Raw genomic sequence first — 22497 nt, 5'->3', positions numbered from 1 at the left:
TTTATTGGTTTTGGATTCTAAGTTTTGTAAAAAATAAAAACGCTAAGGCAATACTTATAAAATACACTAAATCTCTTGTGTCAATAACACCACGACTCATACTATTATAATGCGCAGACATTCCAAGGTTTTCCATATATACGAGGTCGCCTAAAATATTGTAGTTTGAAAGTCCTTCAAATCCAAAATAGAAAAAGAAACAAATAAATATAGCAATGATAAAAGCCACAATTTGATTATCGGAAAGGGTAGAGGCAAACACGCCAATTGCCGTATAAGCACCAATTAAGAATAATAAGCCAAAATAGGAACCAATAGTACTTCCCATATCGAGATTGCCTTCAGGATTCCCTAATTGTGAAACCGTATAAACATATAATAGCGTAGGGATTAAAGCCATTAAAATGAGTGCAAAAGCACCAAAATACTTCCCTAATACGATTTGGAAGTGAGAAATTGGTTTGGTTACTAATAATTCTAAAGTACCTTGTTTCTTTTCATCACTAAAACTCCGCATCGTTACTGCTGGAACTAGAAAAATAAGAATCCATGGCGCTAATAGGAAAAACGAGGATAAACTGGCTTGGCCACTATCGAGAATATTAAACTCTCCTTTAAATACCCATAGAAACAGGCCGTTGAGTAATAGAAATACACCAATAACCAAATAACCTATAGGAGAGGCGAAGAAGGTGTTTATTTCTTTTTTTAGAATGGCTAGCATAGTTGTTTTGTTTCAATTTTTACTTTAATGAAGCTATTTTGTCAACGCTCCATGCTTCGGGTTTGGCGTTAAACTTAGGTTTGGTGTTTGCCCAAACACTTTTAAACAGTTCAGAATGTCTGTAGTTATTTAAATCGGCTTCTGAATTCCAATAACTATAGGTAAAAAAGATATTGGTATTATTTTGATCCCGATAAAGTTCTAAAAACTTACAGCCTTCAAAATTGCGTATCTTTTCTTTAATAGTCTCAAAATTAGCTAAGAATTCTTCAATTTTAGACGGCTCAAAACTCATTTTTACAATTCTTACTAACACAATTTAAGGTTTTAAAAAATTAACGGTTACGGTATCCATGGTGTTTAGTCCCATTAGGGTAGATGCACTTCCGACCGTGCTATTGTTACTCTTATAAACAGCAATTTCTAAATAGCCAGACGAATTAAAGACCACCATGCCTTTACCTTCAACATTACGTTTAGAGTCTTCATCGTCGTCATAATTTAAAATATCACTGTATTTATTAAATATAGTTTTAAATTTATGACTTCGTGCCGAAACCTCAAAAGGTCGGCCTTTCTGAGTCGCTTCAAAAAACTTTCGCTTAATATTTGTAATCACATTTCCGTAGTTATCGATGTAAATAACACTACCAATTATTTGTGTATTTTCATCATTTACGAATGGATTTAAATTTTTAATTGGCTTAATAGTGTTAATAACTTTTCCAATGACTTCTAAAGTTCCACCTCTTGCAATATGGCAAGCCACTTTCACAAAAATGTCTAAAACAGGAAAACTAGTTTCAACTCTATCGTGAATATTAATTTCAACAATTTTATCTGGAGAGATCTCAGAACAAATCATACTCATAATTCCATTATTTGCACATATAAAGTAATGCTCGTTCAAATAGACTGCAACATGCTTGTTTTCAGGACTTAACTCGGAATCAATACCGATAACATGTATGGTTCCTTTAGGAAAACTAGAATAGGCATTTTGAATCACGTAAGCCGCTTCAGATATGTTAAATGGTGAAATGGAATGTGATATATCTACAATGTTTATCTCATCAAGTTCGCTATAAATAGCTCCTTTTATGGCTCCTGCAGAGTGGTCTTTTTCCCCAAAATCAGTCGTTAAAGTGATTATCGCCATGGATTGATTGTTGATATTTTTTTAAGATTTATGATTGTAAAATTGTTAGATTTGTGTGTGCACAACAGAATCACAAAATTAAGAAAAGAAAACAGATTAACGCACTAAATAAAGCACGCTTTTGAACGAACTTATCCTTGAACTTGAAGAAATTACTCCTAAAGAATTCTTTGGAGCGCAAAACGCTAATATTGATATACTAAAAAAATATTATCCCAAACTTAAAATTGTAGCTAGAGGCAATAAAATTAAGGCCTATGGCGATGAAGATATGTTAGAGCAGTTTGAGCAACGAATGACTATGCTCATGCAACATTTTGTGAAGTATAATAAGTTAGATGAGAATGTCATAGAGCGTGTACTCACCAGTACTAGTAGCGATGATTATAATGCTTCAGATAAAAGTTCAGAAGTTTTAGTACACGGAGTTGGAGGAAAATTAATCAAGGCACAAACTGCAAATCAACGTAAGTTGGTTGAAAGTATGCGCAAAAACGATATGGTTTTTGCTATTGGTCCTGCAGGAACAGGTAAAACTTATACAGGAGTAGCTTTGGCAGTTCAAGCTCTAAAAAACAAAGAGGTAAAACGTATTATTTTAACCCGTCCTGCGGTAGAAGCTGGTGAGAATTTAGGATTTCTTCCAGGCGATTTAAAAGAAAAGTTAGATCCTTATATGCAACCTTTGTACGACGCGCTTCGCGATATGATTCCTCATGAAAAATTAGAGAGTTATATAGAAAAAGGCGTGATACAAATTGCTCCTTTGGCTTTTATGAGAGGTCGTACGCTAGATAACGCTTTTGTGATTTTAGATGAAGGCCAGAATACAACGCATGCGCAAATGAAGATGTTCCTAACTCGAATGGGTAAAAATGCCAAGTTTCTTTTGACTGGAGATCCTGGTCAAGTAGATTTACCAAGACGAACTATTTCAGGATTGAAAGAAGCATTATTAGTATTACAAAATGTTGAAGGTATTGGAATGATTTATTTAGATGATAAAGATGTGATTCGTCATAAATTAGTGAAGAAGGTCATTGCAGCCTATAAGAGCATAGAAAACAATTTATAAAATTATACAACCAACAATTTCCCCAAAATAAAAACATACGTAATGTCAAAAACCATAATAGATACCAACTTTAATTTTCCGAATCAGAAAAGTGTTTACAAAGGAAAAGTAAGAGAAGTTTATAATATCAACGATGAGCAATTAGTTATGATTGCAACGGATAGATTATCTGCTTTTGATGTGGTGATGCCTAAAGGAATTCCTTATAAAGGTCAAATCTTAAATCAGATTGCCACTAAGATGATGAAGGAAACCGAAGACTTAGTCCCTAATTGGTTGGTTGCTACTCCAGATCCTAACGTTGCAGTTGGTGATTTATGTGAACCATTTAAGGTTGAAATGGTGATTAGAGGTTATATGTCTGGACATGCAGCAAGAGAGTACAAAGCAGGAAGACGTATGTTGTGCGGTGTTGCTATGCCTGAAGGGATGAAGGAAAACGATAAATTTCCAGAGCCGATAATCACGCCGGCGACAAAAGCTGAAATGGGAGACCATGACGAAGATATTTCAAGAGAAGATATTTTGAAAAGAGGCATTGTATCTGAAGAAGATTATCTTGTCCTTGAAGATTATACAAGAAAACTTTACCAACGTGGGACTGAAATCGCGGCAAAGCGAGGTTTAATTTTAGTAGATACTAAATACGAATTTGGTAAAACTAAAGATGGCAAAATAGTATTAATTGATGAAATTCATACACCTGATTCTTCACGTTATTTTTATGCTGATGGTTACCAGGAACGTCAAGATAGAGGAGAAGAGCAAAAGCAATTGTCGAAGGAGTTTGTAAGACAATGGTTAATTGCTAATAATTTTCAAGGACTAGAAGGACAAACGGTTCCCTTTATGACTGATGAGTATATTGATTCTGTAAGCGAACGCTATATTGAACTTTACGAAAATATTACCGGAGAGAAATTCATTAAAGCTGATGTGTCAAATATTCAAAATCGAATTGAAACGAATGTGTTGGCGTATTTGAGTTAGGATCTGTTAAGTCATATTAAATAGAAACGAGATTATTTCTTGCTCACTATTTGCTCTGTCGAAATGACAAATGCTAAGCGCTTTTTTAATATAGAATTAAGGATATGACACGTAGGTTATGTCGAATAGGAGAGAGACATCTCCACGACTCTGACATCTTAAATATTTTGCTGAAAAATCAGATTTAGCTTAATAAGGATAATCACGTTTTAATATGCGAGTATGATGTTCTGCATGATGTGCTGTCCACATAATAATTTCTCGAACAGGCATTTTACCCAAAATAGGATGTGGCAATACTACAGTGTCCAAATTAACCTCACTGATTCTTTTAACCTTGTATTGAAGCTTTTTATGCTCGGTTTGAAGTCGATTTAATAAGTAATGCTTATCTAAAAGTGTTGGCACTTTCATATTCCGAGAGGGCTTATATATAAATCCTTTTTTTTCTTTTAGTTGCTTTTGGTAGTCTGCGACAAGCACATCATAATCTTTAAATACTCTTTTCGCTTTACCATATTTTAAACGCAATAACCATTTAGGCATAGACAAGGCATCGTTAAGCGGTTTGATGCTTTGAAGTAAATGAAGTGCTTGCTGACCTGTAGTCCATTTATTTTTTGGTCCTTTTGTCCAATATTCGTCTGGTTGATTCTCAAGCCAAGTCATTAACTCTGAGTACTTTTCTTCTATTAAATCGGCAATATCATTTTTATGCATAATATTAGATTTGAATAAGAAAAGATAGCAATTTATTTCAACAGCGTCAATACTTTTTAGAGCTAAACGTGAGATTTTACAAAGAATTAATCTTCCACTTCTCGCTCTTGGACTACAATCTTATCTTTCTTGAAAATAGGGATTAAATAGGATAAATTAAAACCATAACCTGCACCAAAAGCACTACTATCGTAGGTTCTATTAAAGCCTGGGACATAAAGGTTTTCATAACCATTAGGTTCGGTTTCAGATAGCAAAACTTTTAGTTGAACATTTATTCCAGCGAATAAATTATTGAAAATTTCGGCTTTTATACCAACTTTTAGTTCTGTCCAAAGTGCTGTTAAGCCACTAAATTCGGTGCCAGCTTCTACAGCGTATTGTTGATCCCAATATTGGTTATTTACATTATAAATACTGTAAGAATTTAATGTTTGACTAAAAGTAGCTGCACCAACACGGAAACCGGCATATATCATATTTTCCATATCGAGCCAATTCTTGTAAAAGTTGATGTCAATTCCACCTTTAAAATAACTTCCTTTTGTGGAGTTGCTTAATACTTCGTTCTCTAGTGTTCGTTCTTCATTGCCAATTTCTCCAGCAATATAGATGCGTTTTGTGAGTCGGTAATCACCTAAAATTTCAAAACCAGTATAGTTATCGTCAAGGAATGAACGGCCTAGCTTACTTAGGTCGGCGCCAATTCTAAGTCCATATTTTTGTTTGTAGACTAAAGTATCGTTAACCTTTTTCTTTTCTTCTTGTGCGAATGCCATTGCTGAAAACAACAGCACTATTAAAACGCTTCTAGTGCAAGATGCGAACATGTGTTGTAAATTCATTTTCTACAGTGGTTTCTAAAGTTTCTATATTGCTTATCCATGTTTCAGAATCATCCGGATCAACTACTACACCAATATTATTAAAGTGACTTTTGTATCCACATGCTCTTGATACATAGATAAATTCAGTATTGTATGTGATTTCAATTATATCAACATTGGAAGTTTCGGGTGTGTCTGTATCTAATCGTAAGTTAGTGTCTCTTTCTAAAATGAAGCGTGTTGTTATAAGATCCCCTTCAGGACCTATTAAAAGAGGTAATTCTACTTTGTTTTTATTGTCATTAAAAATAAGAGTTTCATTACTGAAATTTTCTGGAGCTTCGTCGAGTAAGCCCTCACCATAGACGGTAAGTCGTGGTACGTTTTTTAATTCTGTTGGATTATCAACATCATAAAATTCAATAACTAAACGTGCAGTAGTTTGAGTGGTTTCGGCACAAATGTCATCGCGTTCGCAACTAATTAATGCAATGGCTATAAATAGGATTAAGAATTTGATGTTTTTCATTTAACTCTTTTCAAATAACACAACAGTTTCAATATGTGCAGTATGTGGAAATTGATCGACTAAGCTTAGCTTTTTGATCTCGTAACCAGCTTGCATTAATTGCTCTGTATCCCTTGCTTGGGTTGCTGGATTACAAGATACATAAACCAAACGTTCTGCATTGAGGTTTATTATTTTATTCAGTGTTTTCGGAGAAATTCCCGCTCTTGCTGGATCTAAAATAATAGTTCTAATTTTATTGGTGTACTCTGGGTGCTCATTTAAAAATTTACCAACATCTGCAGCGTAAAATTTTAAGCCTTCTATATTGTTTCGTTTAGCATTCTCCTTTGCGTCATTAATTGCTGAAGCAACAATATCGACACCTACAATTTTGGCGTTTTCCGATTTGCTTGCAATTATCTGACCTATAGTTCCTGTTCCGCAGAATAAATCTAATACCACAGTATTGTCAATAGCTTCCTTGTTTTCTAAAGCATAATCAACGACTTTAGAATATAGTTTTTCAGCGCATTTTGGATTGGTTTGAAAAAAGCTTTTCATACTGATTTCAAAGTTCAATCCTAAAAGCTCTTCAACAATTTTATCATCACCATAGACTAAGGAAATACTTCCTGTGGTGGCAATAGTTCTATCGCCGATCTCATCATTAATAGTATGAAGTAGACCTGCAACGCGATCACCAAATAATTCAACTAAATAATTCGCAAATTTATCTAAATCGAATTTAGGTAAATCGGCAGATGTGGTTACTAAATTGAATAAAAGTTTATTCGTTTTATAAGATTTTCGAACGACGAAATATCTGAAAAAGCCTTCCTTTTTAGGAGCATGCCAAGGATCTAAACCGGTTTCGATACAGTATTGCCTAATATCTTTTAGCTGATTCTCAAATTCGGCATCAAATAATCCTGAATCCTGATTTAAGTTATCGCCACACCACCATGTGCCACGTTTTTTAAAACCAAGGGTAAACTCATCTACATCGGTTTTTAATTCGTGATTATAGCCAATGGCAGAAAAGCCGTATTCCATTTTGTTTCGGTAATGGAAGGTGTTTGGAGAGCTAACAAACTCATCAAACTTATCTTCAATATCGGCAACTTTACCTATACGTTTAAATAACTCTAATGTACTTTGAGTTTTGTATTCGTGTTGTTTTTCAATAGGTAGATTGATGTATGGCGCACCAGGAATACTTTGGTAGGGCATATCTACTTCATCTTCAGAGCGCTCTAAGACTTCAAAAAGCTTGCATTCTGCATACTTTTTACTGCTCTTTTTTACCTGTGCCTTTACAAATTGTCCGGGTAGTGTATTAGGAACAAAAACAACAAATTCGCCATGTTCATTTCTAATTCGGCCAATGCCTTTACCACCAAAAGCGTAGTCTTCAATTAATATGTCAATGACTTGTCCGCGTTTCACAAATTTATTTCGTTCTCTTTTTGGCATTTTTTTCAGATCGTTTGGCTGCAAAGATATCTTTATTTTATAAATAGTTTGGTAGAAATTGGGCCTTAAGCGTTCGGGCTGTTTTTATTTTTTTTTCTTAACTTGCAACTCTTCAGGGATGATTTCTCTCCCACGCTGCTTTTTCGAAGATTTCCGAAAGAATAAAGGTACAGAAGGAATAGTTTTTTATTCATTTATTAAATTATTTAAAATGGCTGTTTTAGACCAAGTAACATCGCAACAAGCGATAGATTTAGAAGACAAATATGGAGCGCATAATTACCATCCACTACCTGTTGTATTAAGTAGAGGAGAAGGTGTACATGTCTGGGATGTAGAAGGTAAACAATATTACGATTTCCTTTCTGCTTATTCTGCTGTAAACCAAGGGCATTGTCACCCGAAAATTGTAGAAGCAATGACTGCACAAGCAAAAACATTAACCTTAACCTCTCGTGCTTTTTATAACGATATGTTAGGTAAGTTTGAAAAATATGCTTCAGAAACATTCAATTTCGATAAACTTTTACCTATGAACACAGGAGCAGAAGCTGTTGAGACGGCTTTGAAAATCTGTAGAAAGTGGGCATATGAAGTTAAAGGTTTGGATGAAAACGAAGCAGAAATTATTGTTTGTGAAAACAACTTCCACGGAAGAACTACAACGATTATTTCGTTTAGTAATGATCCTGTTGCTCGTAAAAACTTTGGACCTTATACCAAAGGTTTTATAAAAATAGAATACGATAATTTAGAAGCTTTAGAACAAGCACTTGAAAATAATAAAAATGTAGCAGGATTTTTAGTGGAGCCTATTCAAGGTGAAGCTGGAGTTTTTGTGCCAAGTGAAGGTTATCTTACAAAAGCAAAAGCTTTATGTGAAAAGCATAATGTATTGTTTATTGCAGACGAAGTGCAAACAGGTATTGCAAGAACAGGTAAGATGTTAGCCGTAGATCATGAAAATGTAAAACCAGATATCTTAATCTTAGGTAAGGCATTGTCAGGTGGAGCCTATCCAGTATCGGCAGTTTTGGCGAATGATCACATTATGAATGTAATTAGACCTGGAAATCATGGGAGTACTTTTGGAGGAAATCCAGTGGCTGCTGCAGTAGCTATTGCTGCTTTAGATGTAATAAAAGATGAAGATTTAGCAAATAACGCACAAAAATTAGGTGAATTATTTAGAGCTGAATTAACAAAATTTATTGAAACATCTTCTATCGTTAGTGCCGTTCGTGGTAAAGGTTTATTGAATGCGATTTTAATAAACGATTCTGAAGATAGTGATACAGCTTGGAATATTTGCTTGAAACTAAGAGATAACGGTTTGTTGGCAAAACCAACACATGGGAATATTATCCGTTTTGCTCCACCTTTAGTAATGACTAAAGAGCAGTTACTAGACTGTGTGTCAATTATTACAAAGACTTTAAAAGAGTTTGAAAAATAAATTCAATTAGAATTTTGAACATAAAAAAAAGCGATTTTCTTAATTGAAAATCGCTTTTTTAGTTGGTATGAATATGATTATTGTTGGTTCTTCTGCATTTCTTCGATCATTTCCATGTACTGCTCCATCATTTGTTCATATTGTCCAGTTGATAGCATATAAATGTAAACAGCTAAAATTATTAAACTCAACACTAATGAAATAATAGCAATAATTTTAGCTGTTTTTACTTGGCTAAAATTTGTATACCACTCCGGATTTTCAGCATATTTCTTCTCATCTTTATTTGCCAGGAATAGAGCAATCCCTGAAAGAATAACTCCACCAATTCCACTTGTACAACAACAAGCAATTAAAGATAGTATGGCAAGGACCAAACTAATAGTTGCATTAGGTAATTTCTGATTTTCCATAATAGTGTTTATTTAAAATATAGTTTTAGAAAGTAGCTACCTATAATGATAGCAACGTTGGTTATGGCCAATATAATAATAATTTTAGAGCCGGATTTATAATTTTTAAAATGATTGACAGCGATAAAACCAAAAAGCAAGATAATTGTATAAATAGCAGGATACATAAAAAAGGCTTCAATAAATTCTCCTTTTAGTATCAAGGACGTGGAGCGTTGAAGTCCACAACCCATACATTCAAAGCCAAACAGCTTTTTATTAAAGCATGGCAACATATAGTCCTCTATTCCATTAACGAAGTTTAGCATGATGCTAATTTAAGAATTTGCTAATTACTTTACTTATTGCGCGGTTTAATTTTTCTAAACCTTATTTTTGTTCCTGTATATTATTTATCAAAATTATGAACGTATCAAGAATTATAAATATAATTAGCATTGTTGCTGGTGGAGTAGTAGCTATTTATGCACAAGCTCAAGAGCGACAAAACACCTATATATTAATGGCGGGGATTATGTTGTTGATGTTTGGTATTTATCGAACCTCTAGAAATACACCGAGTAAGTTCGAAAAAGAAGAAGAATCTTTTATAAAAACTGAAAAAGAAAATGAAGTTTAAAGTTGGCGATAGAGTAGAAACCATTGATGATGCCATTTCAGGAACTATATCTAAAATTACTGGTACGTCAATAACCGTTGAGGATAAGGATGGTTTCGGATTAGAGTTTGAAGAAAATGAATTAATGTTATCTGCTTCAGGCAGAACCTTAAGAAGTGCTATTTATGATGCCGATATTGAAGCCGTAAAAAGTGAAAAGGAGATTAAAAAACGACGATCAGCCCCTTCGGTAAAACCGAAAGAAAGGAATGCTCCCAAGTTTGAAGTCGATTTACATATTCATCACCTAACAAAATCAATAAAGCATATGTCGAGTTTCGACATGTTAAACCTTCAGCTTGATACAGCAAGAGGACAATTAGAGTTTGCCATTAGAAAACGAATACCAAAAGTTGTTTTTATTCACGGTGTAGGTGAAGGTGTGCTTCGTCAAGAATTAGAAACACTCTTTTCTCGTTATAGAAATGTAACTTATTATGATGCCGACTTTAAAACCTACGGATTAGGTGCTACTGAAGTAAAAATCTTTCAGAATGTAGAGCCTTAATCGCCATCCGATTAATTTTGTTCTACTTCTATGATTGTAGTTAAGGTTCCTAAGTCTATATAATCCGTTCTTAAAATTTCCAAATCAATATCTTTAACAATAAAGTGCGTCCTTACTGTTTTCGTATAGGTATTATCATTAGTATATCCAGGGAAGTCATAAGGTGTGGTTTCATCTGGGTTAAGATAGTGTGGAACTAGTTCTCCTGCAGCATTATTAGCCATATCATTTCTAGGATTTTTATCACCATTCGCATCTTCAAGGCGTGTTAAAACACCGTCTCCATCGTCATCTTCATCTAAATAATCAGGAATACCATCACCATCTGAATCTAATGGGTTATTCGCTGGATTTCCGTCACCAACAGGGTCGTTAATTTCGAATTTCGTCTTTACATTGTCATTATCATCATCCTCATCTAAATAATCAGGTATTCCATCGCCATCCGAATCTTTTGGGTTTTCAATTCCTCCAGGACCATATTCAAATATATTAGGAATCCCATCATTGTCGTCATCTTCAATAGTAACAGTTACTTCTACAGTTCCTTGATTAGCAGGGTAATCTTCTCTAATAATCAAGTCGGAGTTAGGTAAGACATCGCATAAGAGTCCATCCGGATTAATATTGTACGTTCGATAGTTAAATCGCGCTTGAGTTGGAGAAATATCAATGATAACGGGCTCGCCTTCCGGTGTTGGATTTAAAAATAAATCTTCATATTGGGGTTTTGGAAGAACTAAAGTCAGGGACTCGTTGGGATCGGTTCTCGTATCGAAAATTAAGTATGAGTTTTCAAAATCATCGCAAATACCTAATTCTTGGTCGAAATCTAAATCAACGGTCAAAATATCACCATCATCACAAGCGACTAAAAACACAGCACAAATAAGAATATAAAAACGACGTATCATAGTTTCAATTTTGAACAAAAATAAAGGATTTGTTAATTTATAACGATGCATTAACTAAATAATTTTATTTGCAATATTTTTGCCGGATGACACAAGTATATTTAGATAACGCAGCAACGACAGCCCTACGACCAGAAGTTGTAGAACGGATGACGAAAGTATTAAATGAAAATTACGGGAACGCATCGTCCACACATAGTTTTGGACGTTCTTCTAAGGCTCTTTTAGAACAATGTAGAAAAAGTATAGCCTCTTATTTTAATGTGTCTGCTTCAGAAATTGTATTTACTTCAGGCGGCACTGAAGCGGATAATTTAGCTTTGCGTAGCGCAGTTAGAGATTTAGGCGTCACAGAAATTATCACCTCTAAAATTGAACATCACGCCGTATTACATACTGCTGAACAATTACAGAAGGAATACGGGATTACCATCACTTATGTGAATTTAGAGAAAGATGGCTCTATTAATAAGTCTCATCTTGAAAGTTTGCTGACTAATTCAAATAAAAAGCAGTTAGTCTCATTAATGCATGTGAATAATGAAATTGGTAATGTTTTAGATTTAGAACGCGTTGCTCAACTTGTGAAATCGAATAATGCCTTATTTCATTCGGATATGGTGCAATCAGTTGGACATTTTAAAGTGGATTTGAAAGAAATTCCAGTGGATTTTATGGCGGCAAGCGCACATAAATTTCATGGGCCAAAGGGTGTTGGTTTCTGTTTTATAAGAAAAGAATCAGGATTGAAACCTTTGATATTTGGAGGAGAGCAGGAGAGAGGTTATAGAGCAGGAACAGAATCGACGCATAATATTGTAGGTATGGATGAGGCTTTGAAAATAGCCTATACTAACCTTAAAGAAGAGAAAGCCTATATTTCTGAATTGAAAGCTTATTTCATCCAAGAGATAAAGACACATTTACCAAACTCAAGCTTTAATGGTTGTTGTGGACACAGTGAAAATAGCACGTATACTTTAGTGAATGTATGTTTACCTATAGCTCCATCTAAAGCGCCAATGTTACAATTTCAATTGGATTTAAAAGGAATTGCTTGTTCGAGAGGTAGCGCCTGCCAAAGTGGAAGCAGTCAGCAGTCACACGTGCTCACGGAAGTTTTAGACGAAGATAAATTGAAGCAACCTTCTGTTCGTTTCTCTTTTAGTAAGTTTAATACTAAGGCTGAATTGGATTACGTGGTAAACGTTTTAAAGGAATTTGTAAATTCTTAAAAACGAGCAGATAACCTAACATTAAAAACGCGAGGTGTTAAGTAGTTAGGAATAGCAAACTGACGTTTTGAGTACACATCTCTAACCCAAGTATTTGTGATAGCGTTTTGATTATTAAACATATTGTAGATTTCAAAACCAATAGCCAATTCTCTGAAAGATTTTTTCCATTTCGAGTTGTAAGTCTTTTCAGAATTAATTATTTGGTACGAAATTCCTAAATCGGCACGTCTATAATCTCTTAAACGAAGTTGATAAATATAAGGATCGGCATAACTAGGTGATCCTCCTGGAACTCCTGTATTGTAAACTAAGTTTAAATACATTTTTAAGTCCGGCATATTTGGTACATAATCTTGAAACAAAGCACCAAATTTTAAACGTTGATCCGTTGGTCTAGCAATAAAACCACGATTGTCAATGTTTTCTTCTGTTTTTAAATATCCAAAGCTAAACCACGATTCTGTTCCTGGTACAAACTCACCATTTAATCTTAAATCTAAACCATAAGCATAAGCTTCGGCATTGTTTTTAGCACTGTAACGCACTCGTACATTTTCTAAGGTGTATGGATTTACATCAGTCATTCCTTTATAATAGGCTTCAGTAACCAACTTAAATGGTCTTTCCCACATTTCGAAACTGTATTCGTTACCTAATACCACGTGAAATGATTTCTGTGCCTTAACATTAGGCTGAACTGTACCTGAAGAATCTCTTAATTCTCTATAAAAAGGAGGTTGATAATATATACCAGCTGCTACTCTAAATAGCATATCCTTATCCCAATTAGGTTTTATTGCAAATTGTCCTCTTGGACTCACAACCGTCTGTGTTTTGCTATTTGAGATATTATCTCCACTAACATTCCAACTATGGGATCTCACACCAGCGTTGTAAAACACTTCATGACCATTCCAGTCTGTGCGTCTACTGTATTGAGCAAAGGCTTGCATTCTATTAATTTGCACGCGGTTAAGAGCTCTAATATTTTCAAAAGCTGTAATGGGACCTGAAAAAGATTCGTATGGTTGGTAATTAGGTTGATTAAATCGTGGAGGTCTAATAGAGAAACCAGCGGAATCAATCATTTCGTATTCCATCAATCGGTCTCTGATATCCTCGTTAGTGTATTTTACAGACCACTCAATTGTACTCTCTTTATCAATTTTATAATCACCTCTGTGTTCTGCATTTACAATAAAAGCATCTAAATCGTTACGAGCGTGAGTTAATTGTGAGCCAATACCTTCACTAAATTCTACATCACCTAAATTTTCGTCACCAATATTAGTGTTTATTTCACCTAATCTGTATTGCGCCAATATATCGAAGTATTCCTGCTCTGTGGTATGATATGCTGAAGTGACGAGTTTAAGAGTTAAATCATCGTTCACAAAATAATTGGCTTTGAAGGCTCCGAAATAAGTTTTATACTGGTCTTTTTCTTGACCTTCATAAAATACTAATAAGGCTACCGGATCTTCTAAAGTACCGAAATTGGTTTGTCTATTATTAGGTTGAAAGTTGTATTTGTTTAAGGAAATATTTCCTAAGAAGTTCAAATGAAACTTACTTGAAAAGCGATACGTTAAATAGGTTTGCGCATCGGCAAAAACAGGTTCAACATTACCTTCAGTCTCTAAGCTATTCAATAACAGACTATTATCTCTATATCGAACACCTGCTATTCCAGAGAACTTACCATCTTTCGAAATGGTTTCAGCTGTTACACTACCTCCTAATAAACTTAAATCGGCTCTGATTCCAAAATCAACAGGATTTCTATAGGTGATATCTAAAACCGAAGCCAATTTGTCGCCATATTTAGCTTGAAATCCCCCAGCTGAGAAATCGACATTATGAACCATATCAGTGTTTACAAAACTTAAGCCTTCTTGATTTCCTGAGCGAATTAGAAAAGGTCTATACACTTCTATTTCATTAACATACACGAGGTTTTCATCAAAATTACCACCTCTTACTGAATACTGCGTACTTAATTCATTAGAAATGTTGACTCCAGGTAAGGTTTTTAAAATGTTTTCAACTCCAGGTTGTGCGCCCTTGATAGTTCTAATCATTTGGGGTGAAATTGAAGTCACACCATCTACAGACTGTCTTGTATTGGTATTAATTACAACTGTGGCGATTTGCTCAAATTCAATTAACATCACAGGATTATATTCTATTTCCTGACCGTTTTTTAGGTTAAATTTTTGTTCTATGCGTTTGTGGGAAACGTGTGTGAATACAACTGTGACTTCAACATCATAAGGCACCTTAAGTTCATAAAAACCATTTTTATTGGTTGCTGTTCCTTCTCCTGTATTGGTTGTTATATTTACACCTTCAATTGGACTATGCCCTTCGTCTAAGATGACTCCTCTAATAATTGCAGACTGTGAAAAGGAAAGCGCACTAAAAAGTAAGCTTAGTACGACTGTAAAATGGATGCGTTTCAAATGATATTGTTTTTTATATAGGATGAAATATGGTCTTATAATTCTATCTTAATACGTGTAAACGGCTCGTGTATATTCAGTAAAACGATCATTGACCTTATATTAAAAAATAAATAACTAATGAGTCGTAGGCTGAATTTTAAGTCTAAAATAAATTATTTTCTGAAAAACGTTGCTTCAAATGTAGAACTATTTCCAACATTATCTGTTACAATTATTTTTAATTCGTTCTTAGTGTCTTTAACGATATTGTCGTTAAAGTCGTGAACCAGCATGTTGGTTTTATAATCGTACTCCATTAAAATCCACTTACCATTAACAGTTGCTCGGTATTTACTTATACCAGATAAGTCATCTTCAATCTTCACCTTGAGATAACGATATTTACTCATCCATTTTTTATTTTGAAAGTTAACCGGAGTTATTTTAGGTGGAATGGTATCTACGGCCAAAGCAAAACGGCCTAGAGCTCTTGAAGTTCCTGTTAAAACATTTCCCTTTCGTGACGAAGAGACGTAATAAGGTTTTTTGTAATCACCATAAAATCTCGCTACAAAAAGTTTGCTTTGGTCTTCATCTTTATAATGACTCAAATCGTAGTTGATATAAAAGTTCTTTTGTAAGGGAATATTGTCTTCGTGCAAGAAAATGGTGTCGGCACTTACTCTATAATCTATAAAAGCATCTTCATATAAAGTGTTTTTATAAAAATTAACAGTAGTGTAACCAGAAGTTAATGTCGTTGCTTTATCAGCGTAAAGACGCGTTTTATTAGAAAGGTCTTCGACTTGCTCATTTAGAATAGTTTCACTTTTTCCATTGATTGGAATCGTGACCCAAGTTTCGTTTTGGTGATAATCGCTAATTCTGATTTTATAAACGGAAGCTGTACTGTCTTCAACTCTAACATAACCTTTATTGTTAGCATCTTTAAAGAGACTTAAAGGATTATTTTTCTCTATAAAAAGTTTTTGAATTTTAGCTTTTTGAGTTTTATAGTGTTCATAATCTACATAGCGTTTTATATGTTTTGTTTCAGAAAAACTAAAGCGTTTGAAATCGACTTCTAAACTTTTATTTCCATTAAAAAAGGTTTGAATATTGCTTACACCATTATTATTAGGTGCTAAATCTTGTTTGTCGTTTGAAACCACACCAAAACCAATTTCGCCATGTGCTGTTATTTGTTCAACTTCGTAATCTCCCGATTTTTGAGGAATCAAGCGTAATTGCAGTCGTTTGTTTTTCCCATTGATAGTAGCGTCTTTGTTTTTCGGGTAAGCAAAAACTCCAGATACGTAAGGCGCGGTGGTGTCTTGAACTTCTAAACCAAAAAGCAAAGGGTTCATTGGACGTTCTTGATTGTCTCTAATTTCGAAATGTAAATGAGGACCACCTGAACCTCCAGTATTACCTGAATAAGCGATCACTTCATTCGGTGCAATAAGCAGTTCTTCATTATGAGGGAAAACTTCCACCTCAAAACTTTCTCTATCGTATTGGCAGTATTTAATATATTCTTCTAGTCGTTTGGAAAATTTCTGAAGATGCCCGTAAACCGTAGTGTATCCATTTGGATGAGTTATATAAATGGCTTTGCCATAGCCATAGTGAGAAATTTTAATTCTACTAATATAACCTTCAGCTGCGGCATAAACCTTTAAGCCTTCACGCTGCTGCGTTTTAATATCTAAACCGCCATGGAAATGAGATGATCGCAACTCAGCAAATGTCCCAGAAAGTACCAAGGAAATATCTAAAGGATTTCTAAAGTAATCTTGTGGATAATCGGTTTGTGAATAAACAGAACAACTAAGTAAAAAAAGAAGCAAAAAATGTTTCATAGCAATGGACAATTGGGGCTAAATTATTAAATAGAAATCAATTTCCAAACCTAATGAAACTTAATCTTTTTTATTGTAAAGACTTAAGGTGAATAAAGAAGTTTTATTAACACTAATCTAAACATTATCGCATTATTGAGAAACTCAGATTTCTGAAACTAATAGGTTCTTTTCTGAAAGAAAACGAGTTGATAAATAAAAATTTACGAAATGAAATTTTGATGAATTAGCTGTTGAATTTGGTTGAATGCAATCGCATGTTTAGAATGAGGTTGAGATATTTAAAGTAGGATGAAATCCTATGGCTGAAAATAGGTTCTAAATGAAAGCTTTAGCATTGGATATAAAATTTGAAAAATAATCGGAAAAGAATTGTATTTTTTCAATTGGTATGTTAACTTTGTTTCAATAGTATTGAATTGCTTTAATGAGTAAAATAGAAGACATTGTTGATGCGTTAGAGAATAAAATCAGTAAGATTTTACACAAGCAGGAGGTTTTGAAACAAACGAACGCTAGGCTCTCTGAACAATTAGAGCAACAACAACAAAAGCTTTTGGAACAACAGGAAGAAATTGCTAGTTGGATAGAAAAACACGACACTCTTAAAATGGCTAATTCAATGCTTGGTAGTGACGAAAATAAACGAGAAACGAAGCTCAAAATAAATGCACTTATAAGAGATATTGACCATTGTATAGGCCAACTCTCGGAATAAAGTTGTAAATTAAGACGTATATGTCAGAACAATTAAAAATTAAACTTTCTATTGCAAATAGGGTCTATCCGTTAACGATAAATCCAAGTCAAGAGGAAGGTTTACGTAAAGCCACAAAAAAAATTGAGGCTATGATTGGGCAATTTGAGCAGAATTACTCTGTAAGAGATAAGCAAGATGTTTTAGCGATGTGCGCTTTGCAATTTGCGGCTCAAGTAGAGCAAAAGTCAATAGAAAAAGAGTATGTTAATGAAGAAGTTCAGGAAAAGTTAGAAGCTTTAAATGACCTTTTACAGCAACATATTTAACTCGTACGTTCTTTAAAATAAAAAGGTTACTGCCTACATTAGTTATATTTTTTGATAAACTCAACGATCAATTCTTTAAAAAGGGTGAGTTGAAGTTGTAAAATCGTGCTGTTAGTACTGAACTTGTTTCAGTGTCTTAGACAGATTTTTGATCAGCTTGTTAGCCCTAAACTTGTTTTAAGGAGTTTATACAGAATCCAAAACTGATGTAGGCTTTTTTTTTAGCATAACTTTAGTTCTAGCAAAACTAATTAGTTGACATACTTCAACTTTAAGTTGGAGTTTTTATAAAATTACCTAACATATAATAACTAAATAATTAACATGGACACTAACACAATTTTTTATATTGTTGGAGGAGTAGTAATAGGAGTAGTACTCGGATATATCATAGCAAAAGCCTTAGAAAAAGGTAAAGCTTCTAAAATAATTGAAAATGCAGAAAAGGAATCTCAGTCGATTTTAAGACAAGCAAAAGCTGATGGAGAATCCATAAAGAAAGATAAAATACTTCAAGCCAAAGAAAAGTTTATAGAGCTAAAGTCAGAACATGAAAAAGTGATTTTGTCTCGCGACAAAAAAATGGCTGAAGCCGAAAAACGAATTAGAGATAAAGAGTCTCAAATTTCAAATGAATTATCTAGAACTAAAAAATCGAATCAGTCTTTAGAGGATAAGATTAAAGACTACGAGTTTAGATTAGAATTCTTAGATAAAAAACAAGAAGAAGTTGAAAAAGCGCATAAGAGCCAAATTAAACAACTAGAAGTTATTTCTGCATTATCAGCAGAAGAAGCTAAAGCGCAACTTGTAGAGTCTCTTAGAGAAGAAGCTAAGGCAGATGCCATGGCTTATGTTCAAGATCGCGTGGAGGAAGCGAAACTTACTGCGCAGCAAGAAGCTAAGAAGATTATTATAAATACAATTCAACGCATTGGAACAGAGGAAGCAGTAGACAACTGTGTGTCTGTATTCAATATTGAATCTGATGATGTCAAAGGACGTATCATTGGTAGAGAAGGTAGAAATATTAGAGCTATTGAAGCGGCTACAGGCGTAGAAATTATTGTCGATGATACTCCTGAAGCAATTATTCTTTCTTGTTTTGATTCAGTAAGACGTGAAATAGCACGCTTGTCTTTACACAAATTGGTAACAGATGGTCGAATTCACCCAGCTAGAATTGAAGAAGTTGTTAGAAAGACTGAAAAACAAATCGAGCAAGAAATTATTGAGGTTGGTAAGCGTACGGTGATTGATTTAGGTATTCACGGATTACATCCTGAGCTTATCAAAATGGTAGGTCGAATGAAATACCGTTCGTCTTATGGACAAAACTTATTACAGCATTCACGTGAAGTAGCGAAACTTTGTGGGGTGATGGCCGCAGAACTTGGATTGAATCCAAAATTAGCGAAACGCGCAGGTTTACTGCACGATATTGGTAAAGTGCCTTCGTCTGAAGTAGATGTTGAAACACCTCATGCTATTTTAGGGATGCAATGGGCAGAAAAACACGGTGAAAAACCAGAAGTTTGTAATGCAATTGGAGCCCACCACGATGAAATTGAAATGACTACATTGCTAGCGCCGATTATACAAGTTTGTGATGCAATATCGGGAGCAAGACCAGGGGCAAGACGTCAAGTGTTAGATTCGTACATTCAACGACTTAAAGATCTTGAGGATGTTGCCTTTGGATTTACAGGTGTAAAGAAAGCCTATGCTATTCAGGCAGGTAGAGAATTAAGAGTTATTGTTGAGAGCGAAAAAGTATCGGATGATAAAGCGGCTAGCTTATCGTTTGAAATCTCACAAAAGATTCAAACAGATATGACTTATCCAGGACAAGTTAAAGTCACTGTGATTAGAGAAACTAGAGCTGTTAATATTGCGAAGTAATACTTAACAAAATAAAATATACTAAAAAGGCAATTCCGAAACGAATTGCCTTTTTCTATTTTCTAGGGTGATATTTGTTTAAAACCTCACTGAGGTGAGAGCGATCGACATGCATATAAATTTCCGTTGTAGTTATACTCTCGTGACCAAGCATCATTTGTATGGCTCTAAGGTCGGCTCCGTTCTCTAGTAGATGCGTCGCAAATGAATGTCTAAAGGTATGTGGAGATACGTTTTTTTTGAGGCCCGTTTTTTCAACTAATTGCTTAATAATGGTAAAAACCATGGCTCTAGTTAGCTTCTTACCTTTGAAGTTTAAGAAGAGAATATCTTTTGATTCAGATTGTACATCTATATGGTTTCTTATACCCATCCAGATAGTGATATACTTTTGAGTAGATGCTCCTATGGGGACAAAGCGTTGTTTATCACCTTTTCCCGTAACCTTTATAAATCCTTCTTCAAAGAATAAATCTGATACTTTTAATTCTATTAGTTCACTTACCCGTAAACCACAACTGTATAAAGTTTCAAGAATCGCTCTGTTGCGTTCACCAAGGTTAACACCATTGTATTGGTAACTTAAATCAATAGCATTGATTAGTAAATCAATATCGGAAAGTGATAAGGTGTCAGGTAACTTTCTACCAATTCTTGGAGACTCAATTAAATCTAAGGGATTTGTAGTTCTATAATTTTCAAATATTAGATAATCGAAAAAATTACGTAACCCCGAAATTAATCGTGCTTGTGAGCGCGGGTTAATGGTTTTTGAAATAGAATAAATAAAATCCTTTACAGTACTTGTTTCTATGGAAATTGGAGTCGCCTTTATATCATGGCTCTCAATATATAACATGAGTTTCTTAATGTCGTAACTATAGTTCTCAATAGAGTTTTGAGACAATCCACGTTCGATTTGAAGGTAGTGTTTATAGTCGGAAAGTGCTTGTTGCCAATTCATGGTTAAAAATAGGAATTAATAGTTTAAAATTATATAAAAAAGACTTCTCTGAATAAGTATAAGTAAGTTGAAATTGTTAATAACTTTGTTTGGTAAAAGATTAAAAACAAGAGGCTTAAAATTTATTTGTGTATAAAATTGTTAATAACTCTAGGCTAAAATTTACATAATAGCAAATAAAACCTTAGATTCGATTAATCAATTTTTAAAAACTTAATGATTATGAGAAAATTAATTTTATGTGCATTTGCAGTAATTGCATTTGCAACTGTTGAAGCGCAAGATTTTAAATTAGGTGTAAGTGCTGCACTGCCGATGGGTGATTCAGGAGATATTTCTTCTTTTGGTATTAACCTAGATGCCAATTATTTATGGGGTGTGTCAGATGAATTTAGTGTTGGTCTAGCAGCTGGATATCATCATTATTTTGGTAAGGATTATGAGGATTCCTTTGGTGGAGTGACATACACCTATGAAGCTGAAGATGCTGGGTTCCTGCCTATTGGAGCTGCGGCACGTTTTAATGCCTCAGAAGAATTTACAATAGGATTAGATTTAGGTTATGGTATTGGAATTAGCCCAGATGGAAATGATGGAGGTTTTTATTATGCTCCAAAAGTACAATATAGCGTTAGTGAAAGCTTAGATATTGTTCTTGCTTATAAAGGTGTAAGTTTAGATGGCGGTAGTTTCGATGCTTTATCTTTAGGCCTTGAGTTTGGGTTGTAATTTAATGTTAAGAAATATTAGTGAAAAGAGGTCATTTATGGCCTCTTTTTTTATTAGATAAGATGTTTATCACTAGAATGATTTTGCGTTGAGCTAATCAAATAGAAATAGGTAAAAGAATTTTTGAAAGTTAAAAAAAACATAAAATATCGATGAAACGCATAATATTTTAACCAAGTGTAGATTTACGATATGACTGTAATGTATACATTTGCCGACCAATTTAAATATAAAATAAATTCAAATTATGAAAAAATTATTGTTTATGGCTGCTGTTGCAGTTTTCGGATTTACAAATGTTAATGCACAAGAGAATGACCACGGTGGTATCCAAGAAGGCAAATGGTTAATTGAAATTAATACAGGCTCTTGGACTACAGGTAGTACGGCATTCTCTTTAACGTCTTCGGATGGGGAGACAATGTGGTCTGCAGGTTTAGAAGGTGGATACTTTCTAAAAGAAAATTTAGCTATCAAAGCGGGATTAGGATATTCAGATAACGGTAATGACGGAATTGGTTCTTCAGCATTTAATTACAAAATTGGTGCTAAGTACTACATCGCTAACGAATTCCCTGTAGGCATTGATTATACTGGCTCTAGCATTAAAGATTTCGATGAAAATCCGTCTTATATTGGTTTAGAGGGTGGATACGCTTGGTTTATTTCTCCAAAAGTAAGTATTGAGCCTAAACTTAGATATAATGTATCTATGAATAGCGATTTTTATGATGATGCATTTCAATTCTTAGTTGGATTTGCGATACACTTATAGTATTTTATAATTCAATATACTAGAAACCGAAGCGAACGCTTCGGTTTTTTTATACACTTAATTTAATATATTTACTCCTTGACGCGAACAACACTCAAAACCTATATATTTAGGTGCAATTTTATAGAG

24 protein-coding genes and 1 other RNA gene are annotated in these 22497 nt (G+C 34.1%); 12 read left to right on the top strand and 13 right to left on the bottom strand.

Annotated features, from left to right (window positions below; genetic code table 11):
* Nucleotide 1 precedes the first annotated feature (1 nt).
* Genes gldF through DFQ11_RS07710 form a run of 3 tightly spaced genes read right to left on the bottom strand, consistent with a single transcriptional unit; the run spans nucleotide 2 to nucleotide 1883 of the window.
* Nucleotides 2-724 carry a gliding motility-associated ABC transporter permease subunit GldF gene (gldF, locus tag DFQ11_RS07720; RefSeq protein WP_110475284.1) on the bottom strand — a complete coding sequence of 241 codons (723 nt, stop codon included), beginning with the start codon at nucleotides 722-724 and terminating at the stop codon, nucleotides 2-4.
* A 19-nt stretch (nucleotides 725-743) separates the two neighbouring features.
* Complete coding sequence (locus DFQ11_RS07715) at nucleotides 744-1040, bottom strand: putative quinol monooxygenase (protein ID WP_110475283.1); 297 nt, start codon at nucleotides 1038-1040, stop codon at nucleotides 744-746.
* A 3-nt stretch (nucleotides 1041-1043) separates the two neighbouring features.
* Complete coding sequence (locus DFQ11_RS07710) at nucleotides 1044-1883, bottom strand: SAM hydrolase/SAM-dependent halogenase family protein (protein ID WP_110475282.1); 840 nt, start codon at nucleotides 1881-1883, stop codon at nucleotides 1044-1046.
* A 121-nt stretch (nucleotides 1884-2004) separates the two neighbouring features.
* Here DFQ11_RS07710 and DFQ11_RS07705 point away from each other — a divergent pair, with 121 nt between their 5' ends.
* The gene (locus DFQ11_RS07705) at nucleotides 2005-2958 is read left to right on the top strand and encodes a PhoH family protein (protein ID WP_110475281.1); all 954 of its coding nucleotides are present in this window, start codon (nucleotides 2005-2007) and stop codon (nucleotides 2956-2958) included.
* Nucleotides 2959-3000: 42 nt separating this feature from the next.
* Nucleotides 3001-3948, top strand: coding sequence for a phosphoribosylaminoimidazolesuccinocarboxamide synthase (locus tag DFQ11_RS07700; RefSeq protein WP_110475280.1), 948 nt, complete (start codon nucleotides 3001-3003; stop codon nucleotides 3946-3948).
* A gap of 189 nt (nucleotides 3949-4137) precedes the next feature.
* On the opposite strand, the gene DFQ11_RS07695 is transcribed toward DFQ11_RS07700, so the two are convergent.
* From DFQ11_RS07695 to rlmD, 4 genes are all read right to left on the bottom strand, one after another.
* Complete coding sequence (locus DFQ11_RS07695; RefSeq protein ID WP_110475279.1) at nucleotides 4138-4668, bottom strand: DinB family protein; 531 nt, start codon at nucleotides 4666-4668, stop codon at nucleotides 4138-4140.
* 86 nt (nucleotides 4669-4754) lie between these two features.
* Entirely contained in the window at nucleotides 4755-5513 is a 759-nt protein-coding gene (locus DFQ11_RS07690) for a DUF6048 family protein (RefSeq protein WP_229791255.1), read from the bottom strand.
* On the bottom strand, nucleotides 5479-6024 hold the full coding sequence (locus DFQ11_RS07685; RefSeq protein WP_110475277.1) for a DUF6452 family protein: 546 nt from the start codon (nucleotides 6022-6024) through the stop codon (nucleotides 5479-5481). Before DFQ11_RS07685 ends, DFQ11_RS07690 begins: the two co-directional genes overlap by 35 nt.
* The gene (gene rlmD / locus DFQ11_RS07680; RefSeq protein ID WP_110475276.1) at nucleotides 6025-7479 is read right to left on the bottom strand and encodes a 23S rRNA (uracil(1939)-C(5))-methyltransferase RlmD; all 1455 of its coding nucleotides are present in this window, start codon (nucleotides 7477-7479) and stop codon (nucleotides 6025-6027) included. It lies immediately after the preceding gene.
* A 211-nt stretch (nucleotides 7480-7690) separates the two neighbouring features.
* Here rlmD and rocD point away from each other — a divergent pair, with 211 nt between their 5' ends.
* The gene (gene rocD, locus DFQ11_RS07675) at nucleotides 7691-8935 is read left to right on the top strand and encodes an ornithine--oxo-acid transaminase (RefSeq protein WP_110475536.1); all 1245 of its coding nucleotides are present in this window, start codon (nucleotides 7691-7693) and stop codon (nucleotides 8933-8935) included.
* A 77-nt stretch (nucleotides 8936-9012) separates the two neighbouring features.
* On the opposite strand, the gene DFQ11_RS07670 is transcribed toward rocD, so the two are convergent.
* Together DFQ11_RS07670 and DFQ11_RS07665 are read right to left on the bottom strand one after the other, a co-directional pair.
* Nucleotides 9013-9348: a CCC motif membrane protein gene (locus DFQ11_RS07670; RefSeq protein ID WP_110475275.1), complete on the bottom strand. Its 336-nt coding sequence runs from the start codon at nucleotides 9346-9348 to the stop codon at nucleotides 9013-9015.
* Between the two features lie 8 nt (nucleotides 9349-9356).
* Complete coding sequence (locus tag DFQ11_RS07665; protein WP_317047120.1) at nucleotides 9357-9623, bottom strand: DUF2752 domain-containing protein; 267 nt, start codon at nucleotides 9621-9623, stop codon at nucleotides 9357-9359.
* 128 nt (nucleotides 9624-9751) lie between these two features.
* On the opposite strand from DFQ11_RS07665, the gene DFQ11_RS07660 reads away from it, so the two are divergent.
* Together DFQ11_RS07660 and DFQ11_RS07655 are read left to right on the top strand one after the other, a co-directional pair.
* Nucleotides 9752-9967: a hypothetical protein gene (locus DFQ11_RS07660; protein WP_110475273.1), complete on the top strand. Its 216-nt coding sequence runs from the start codon at nucleotides 9752-9754 to the stop codon at nucleotides 9965-9967.
* Nucleotides 9957-10514 (top strand): Smr/MutS family protein, encoded by a 558-nt coding sequence (locus tag DFQ11_RS07655; RefSeq protein WP_110475272.1) that lies wholly within the window; start codon nucleotides 9957-9959, stop codon nucleotides 10512-10514. The genes DFQ11_RS07660 and DFQ11_RS07655 overlap by 11 nt, the downstream gene beginning before the upstream one ends.
* A gap of 11 nt (nucleotides 10515-10525) precedes the next feature.
* Here DFQ11_RS07655 and DFQ11_RS07650 read toward each other — a convergent pair whose 3' ends face one another.
* Complete coding sequence (locus tag DFQ11_RS07650; protein ID WP_146221508.1) at nucleotides 10526-11428, bottom strand: hypothetical protein; 903 nt, start codon at nucleotides 11426-11428, stop codon at nucleotides 10526-10528.
* Between the two features lie 86 nt (nucleotides 11429-11514).
* On the opposite strand from DFQ11_RS07650, the gene DFQ11_RS07645 reads away from it, so the two are divergent.
* Complete coding sequence (locus DFQ11_RS07645; protein WP_110475270.1) at nucleotides 11515-12663, top strand: cysteine desulfurase family protein; 1149 nt, start codon at nucleotides 11515-11517, stop codon at nucleotides 12661-12663.
* Here the strand turns inward: DFQ11_RS07645 and DFQ11_RS07640 are convergent.
* The gene (locus DFQ11_RS07640; protein WP_110475269.1) at nucleotides 12660-15128 is read right to left on the bottom strand and encodes a TonB-dependent receptor; all 2469 of its coding nucleotides are present in this window, start codon (nucleotides 15126-15128) and stop codon (nucleotides 12660-12662) included. The genes DFQ11_RS07645 and DFQ11_RS07640 overlap by 4 nt on opposite strands.
* 155 nt (nucleotides 15129-15283) lie before the next feature.
* Nucleotides 15284-16972 carry a M23 family metallopeptidase gene (locus DFQ11_RS07635; RefSeq protein ID WP_110475268.1) on the bottom strand — a complete coding sequence of 563 codons (1689 nt, stop codon included), beginning with the start codon at nucleotides 16970-16972 and terminating at the stop codon, nucleotides 15284-15286.
* Nucleotides 16973-17399: 427 nt separating this feature from the next.
* Between DFQ11_RS07635 and DFQ11_RS07630 the strand changes: the two genes are divergently transcribed.
* The 4 genes from DFQ11_RS07630 (at nucleotide 17400) to rny (ending at nucleotide 19900) form a co-directional block, all read left to right on the top strand.
* Complete coding sequence (locus tag DFQ11_RS07630) at nucleotides 17400-17690, top strand: hypothetical protein (protein ID WP_110475267.1); 291 nt, start codon at nucleotides 17400-17402, stop codon at nucleotides 17688-17690.
* Nucleotides 17691-17710: 20 nt separating this feature from the next.
* Nucleotides 17711-17998, top strand: coding sequence for a cell division protein ZapA (locus DFQ11_RS07625; protein ID WP_110475266.1), 288 nt, complete (start codon nucleotides 17711-17713; stop codon nucleotides 17996-17998).
* Nucleotides 17999-18056: 58 nt separating this feature from the next.
* Nucleotides 18057-18186, top strand: a non-coding RNA gene (gene ssrS, locus DFQ11_RS07620) — 6S RNA.
* Nucleotides 18187-18322: 136 nt separating this feature from the next.
* Nucleotides 18323-19900, top strand: coding sequence for a ribonuclease Y (rny, locus tag DFQ11_RS07615; RefSeq protein ID WP_110475265.1), 1578 nt, complete (start codon nucleotides 18323-18325; stop codon nucleotides 19898-19900).
* Nucleotides 19901-19955: 55 nt separating this feature from the next.
* On the opposite strand, the gene xerA is transcribed toward rny, so the two are convergent.
* The gene (gene xerA, locus DFQ11_RS07610) at nucleotides 19956-20864 is read right to left on the bottom strand and encodes a site-specific tyrosine recombinase/integron integrase (protein ID WP_110475264.1); all 909 of its coding nucleotides are present in this window, start codon (nucleotides 20862-20864) and stop codon (nucleotides 19956-19958) included.
* A gap of 222 nt (nucleotides 20865-21086) precedes the next feature.
* Here xerA and DFQ11_RS07605 point away from each other — a divergent pair, with 222 nt between their 5' ends.
* Both DFQ11_RS07605 and DFQ11_RS07600 read left to right on the top strand, forming a co-directional pair.
* Nucleotides 21087-21593: an outer membrane beta-barrel protein gene (locus DFQ11_RS07605; RefSeq protein ID WP_158524989.1), complete on the top strand. Its 507-nt coding sequence runs from the start codon at nucleotides 21087-21089 to the stop codon at nucleotides 21591-21593.
* Nucleotides 21594-21840: 247 nt separating this feature from the next.
* The gene (locus DFQ11_RS07600) at nucleotides 21841-22368 is read left to right on the top strand and encodes a hypothetical protein (protein ID WP_110475262.1); all 528 of its coding nucleotides are present in this window, start codon (nucleotides 21841-21843) and stop codon (nucleotides 22366-22368) included.
* Nucleotides 22369-22497 lie beyond the last annotated feature (129 nt).

The organism is Winogradskyella epiphytica (genome assembly GCF_003217215.1).
In the GTDB taxonomy this organism is placed as follows: domain Bacteria; phylum Bacteroidota; class Bacteroidia; order Flavobacteriales; family Flavobacteriaceae; genus Winogradskyella; species Winogradskyella epiphytica.
Note: the sequence above shows the minus strand (reverse complement) of the source record. Positions and strands in the feature narration are given on the sequence as shown.